Genomic DNA, 4,599 nt, shown 5'->3' on the forward strand with positions numbered 1-4,599 from the left:
AGGGGTGACTACACGAAAGTGACGTATCTGCACGCTAAGGGCGAACAAATCCGGTACGATGCCAGCAGATGCTATTCGCAGGCTTTCCTGCCCCTTTTATGTGGTGCCGCCCTACGGGCGCCGATATGGGAGGGCGGCAATCCGATTGACCAACGATCGAGGTAGAACCCTGCTCGCCAAATATGTGAGCTGGTTGCCCATCCCCGGTATGGCGAAGGATTGCCGATAAACCAGAGCGTGGACTGCATGGGCCGCGCACCGGTCAACGTCCATCAAACCCAACCTCCCCCACTTCAAATCGCTGAGGGCAGCCATGTCTGTGTCGATTCCACCGGGTGCAAAAGACCCAACACTCACTCCCGTCCCGGCAAGCTCCACGGAAAGCGCTCGCATGAGGGTGCTCACATAGGCTTTCGACGCGCCGTAGACCGCTTGGAAGGGCACGGATGTTTCGCCCGCCAGGCTCGACACGGCGATTACTGAGGATTCAAACGGCTGCTCCCTGAAAATCGCAATCAGGCGAGCCAGCAAATCCGTGAAACCGAGTATGTTTGTTTCAATTACCTCGGCATAAGTGTCGGCACGGCCTGCATCAAATGAACCAACGCTCGTCATTCCGGCAACCAACAAAGCGGCTGTTACTTGCAATTCTGCAACCTTAGCCGCGATTTTCTCCCTGCCCTCGATTTCACGTTGATCAGCCACTATAATCTCGCACGGCACATTGAACCGCTCGTCAATTTCGGTCTGTAGCTCCCGCAAGTTGTCGAGCCTTCGTCCAACAATCAGGGGCTTGGCCTGGTACGATGCCGCCAAGCGGAGGGCGGACGCTCTGCCCAAACCGGTCGAAGCCCCTGTGACCAGCACCCACGAGTTCTTGATCGCCAGCGGTTTCACGCGTTTTCCAGAGCCTTGTATAGGGCGGTTTTGCCGATCTTGAGCCGGGCCGCCGCCTCACGAACAGTGAGGCCCGCTGCGATATGCGCCCGCGCTTTACGTAGTTTGTCGGGGGTAACGACAGGCCGGCGACCACCCTTGTTGCCCCGCTCGCGTGCGGCCTTGAGGCCGGCATGAGTGCGTTCACGGATCAGGTCACGCTCGAATTGGGCCAGCGAGCCGAAGATGTTGAACACCAGCATGCCGCCCGAAGTGGTGGTGTCGATATTCTCGGTGAGTGAGCGGAACCCGATGCCGCGCGCCGCAAGCTCGCCGACCTTCTCGATCAGGTGGCTCATCGAGCGGCCGAGGCGGTCGAGTTTCCAGACCACCAGCGTGTCGCCGGGGCGCAAATAGGCGAGCGCTTCGGTTAGGCCAGGCCGATCGGCTTTTGCCCCGGATGCGTGATCGTCGAATATACGGTCGCACCCGGCAGTGTTCAGCGCGTCAAGCTGGAGCGACAGCTTCTGGTCTGCGGTCGAGACGCGCGCATAGCCGATCAGCGCCACATGATGCCCGATCCTGTCCGTTTTCCCGTCATTATGCGATCTTGTCCGAATCGCCGTTACAGGTCCAGAGTTAACGGACATATTCCTGTTGGCCGCCAGAGGACCGTCTGACGGACACGCAAAGCGAAGGAGATGATGCTTGGCGAGACGGCGACTGGTGAGCCTGGAAATCTGGGCGAGGCATTATGGCGCGCCGCTCGATGAGCGCGAGATCGCGCGTCATTATACGCTGACCAGCGACGACCTGGAAATTGTCGGCCGCCGTCGCGGCGATGCCACCCGGCTCGGCTATGCGATGCTCATGCTATATATGAGATGGCCTGGCCGTGCGCTGGAAGCGGGCGAAGTCCCGCCCGCTCCTGTGCTCGCCTATGTGGCGCAGCAACTCGGCGTCGCGCCGGCAGCCTTCGCGGATTATGCCCATCGGGACCAGACCCGTCGCGAGCATCTCGTCGAAATCCGACGATCGCACGGGTTCAGGATTTTTGACCGCAACGCTTTCCGTGAAGTTGTCGCCTTCTCGGTCCCAATCGCGCAGACCATCATACACCCCGGCCAGATGGCAGACGTCATCGTCGATGAACTCCGGCGCCTGCAGATCCTCCTGCCTTCTCCGTCGATTCTCGAAGCGGTGCTGCGGCGGGCGCGCCAGCAAGCCGAACAGCTTACCTATGAAGTGCTCACGAATGGCCTGCTGCCTGACACCCTTCAGGGCCTGGACGATTTGCTGGCCCGACGACCGGGGCAGGTCGCGACATGGCTATCCTGGATGCGCAATGCGCCACAATCGCCGGCAGCGCGCAACATCCTGCGCCTGATCGAACGGCTCGCCTATATCCGCGCGCTGGGCCTCGATCGCGCCCGTGCCGACATGATCCCGGCTTTGACTTTTGACAGGCTGGCGGACGAAGGCAGCCGCATCACACCCCAGCACCTTGGCGAACTCAATGCCCTGCGCCGCCATGCGACGCTGGCGGCAACCGGCATCCGGCTTGAGGAAAGCCTGACCGACGCCACCCTGACGATGTTCGACAAGCTGTTGGGCAGCATGGCGCGCCGCGCCGAGAACCGGACCCGCGACAAAGCCCTCAAGACGGTGCGCGAGTTGCAAGGCCACCTCCGGACGCTCACGGGGTCTTGCCGCCTCCTCATCGACGCGCGCAGCAAGGGCGTGGATTCTCTGGCGCAGATCGAGGCGCTGGACTGGCAGCACTTCGCCGTGGCCGTCGAGCAGGCCGAAGTGCTCGGGCGACCGGAAACCGTCGATCGCACCGCCGAATTGATCGAGCGGCATCGGACGGTGAAGCTCTTTGTCGGCGCTTTTCTCAACGCCTTCGAGTTTCGCGGCGCCGGCGCGGTTCAGGGGCTCCTGTCAGCGCTGGCCATCATCGCGGAGCTATATCGGACCGGCAAACGGCGCTTGCCTGATCGCGTGCCGCTACGCTTTGTGCCGCCCGCATGGCGCCCGTTCGTCCTGCGGGATGGCATCGTTGATCGTGCCGCTTATGAACTATGCGCCTTGTCGCAACTACGCGAGCGGTTGCGAGCCGGGGATATATGGGTCGCGGGAAGCCGGCAGTTTCGCGATTTCGACAGCTATCTCATACCGCCGGCGACCTTTGCGGCGCTGCGCGAGAAGGGGCCGTTGCCGCTCGCCATCGAAACGGATTTCGAGCGCCATATCGAGGAACGGCGCACCAGGCTCGACACGGCGATCGAGCAGGTAACGGTCCTTGCACGGCAAGGGGAGCTGCCCCAGGTTAAGCTTGACGAAAACGGTCTCATCATCTCGCCGCTGAAGGCGGCAACACCGCCCGCCACCGAGATTGCCCGTCGCGCCGCCTATGATCGACTGCCGCGCGTGAAGATCACCGATCTTCTGCTGGAGGTCGATGCCTGGACCGGGTTCAGCGAATGCTTCATCCATCGTCGTTCGGGCCGGGAAGCCGACGATCGCAATGCGCTGCTCACGGTCATCCTCGCCGATGGCATCAATCTCGGCCTCACACGCATGGCGGAAACCTGCCGGGGCGCAAGTCTGCGTCAGCTCGCCCATCTTCACGACTGGCACATCAGCGAAGCCGCCTATGGCGAAGCGTTGGGAAGGCTGATCGACGCCCATCGCGCCATGCCGCTCGCCGCGCTGTGGGGAGACGGCACCACTTCATCGAGCGACGGACAGCAATTTCATGCCGGGGGCCGTGGGGCCGCGATCGGCGACATCAACGCGCGCAGCGGCAACGAACCAGGCGTTGCCTTCTACACCCATGTCTCGGATCGATATGACCCCTTCGCAAGTCGGGTGATCGCGGCGACCGCTGGCGAAGCGCCCTATGTGCTGGATGGCTTGCTGTATCACCAGACCGGCCTGACGATCGAGGAGCACTACACCGATACGGGCGGGGCATCGGACCATGTGTTCGGCCTCATGCCCTTCTTCGGCTACCGCTTCGCGCCGCGCCTGCGCGACATCAAGGAGCGTCGTTTACACCTCCTTCCCGGCCAAGAATCCGGCCCCTTGCTTGCCGGCATGACGGCCGAACCGATCGCATTGGGTCATGTCGCGGCGCATTGGGACGAACTGCTGCGGTTCGCCACGTCGATCCGCACCGGCACCGTCACTGCTTCGGCAATGCTGCGCCGCTTGTCCGCCTATCCGCGACAGAACGGACTGGCCCTCGCACTACGCGAGCTGGGCCGCCTCGAACGCTCCATTTTCATGCTCGACTGGCTGCGCGACATCGACCTGCGCCGGCGCACCCAGGCGGGCCTCAACAAAGGCGAAGCCCGCAACGCGCTCGCCCGCGCGCTCTTCTTCAACCAGCTCGGCGAACTGCGCGATCGTCGGTTCGAGAACCAGACCTATCGCGCCTCCGGCCTCAACCTGCTCGTCGCCGCCATCATCTTGTGGAACACTCGCTATCTCGAAATGGCGCTGGCGGACATCGGCACAGCCGACGAAATCGCACGCCACATCGCGCCATTGGGCTGGGAGCATATCTCGCTGACCGGTGACTATAGCTGGAATGTTGAAGATCAACCCGATCCGGACGCCTTGCGACCGCTGCGCGCCGTCAACTCCCTACTTGCCGCGTGACGTTCGCTATCCGTTCGCCCTTTCCGTGCAGATACGTCACTTTCGTGTAGTCACCCC

Annotated in this window: 3 protein-coding genes; 1 reads left to right on the plus strand and 2 read right to left on the minus strand. The window is 62.5% G+C overall.

Annotated elements, in window-relative coordinates; genetic code table 11:
- Positions 1–111 precede the first annotated feature (111 nt).
- On the minus strand, positions 112–897 hold the full coding sequence (locus tag CA237_RS19095) for an SDR family NAD(P)-dependent oxidoreductase (protein ID WP_004213209.1): 786 nt from the start codon (positions 895–897) through the stop codon (positions 112–114).
- On the minus strand, positions 894–1,445 hold the full coding sequence (locus tag CA237_RS19100; RefSeq protein WP_004213210.1) for a recombinase family protein: 552 nt from the start codon (positions 1,443–1,445) through the stop codon (positions 894–896). Before CA237_RS19100 ends, CA237_RS19095 begins: the two co-directional genes overlap by 4 nt.
- Positions 1,446–1,584: 139 nt before the next feature.
- On the opposite strand from CA237_RS19100, the gene CA237_RS19105 reads away from it, so the two are divergent.
- Positions 1,585–4,542 carry a Tn3 family transposase gene (locus CA237_RS19105; RefSeq protein ID WP_031286087.1) on the plus strand — a complete coding sequence of 986 codons (2,958 nt, stop codon included), beginning with the start codon at positions 1,585–1,587 and terminating at the stop codon, positions 4,540–4,542.
- Positions 4,543–4,599 lie beyond the last annotated feature (57 nt).

Origin of the sequence: Sphingomonas sp. ABOLH (assembly GCF_003951715.1) — a bacterium.
In the GTDB taxonomy this organism is placed as follows: domain Bacteria; phylum Pseudomonadota; class Alphaproteobacteria; order Sphingomonadales; family Sphingomonadaceae; genus Sphingomonas; species Sphingomonas hankookensis_A.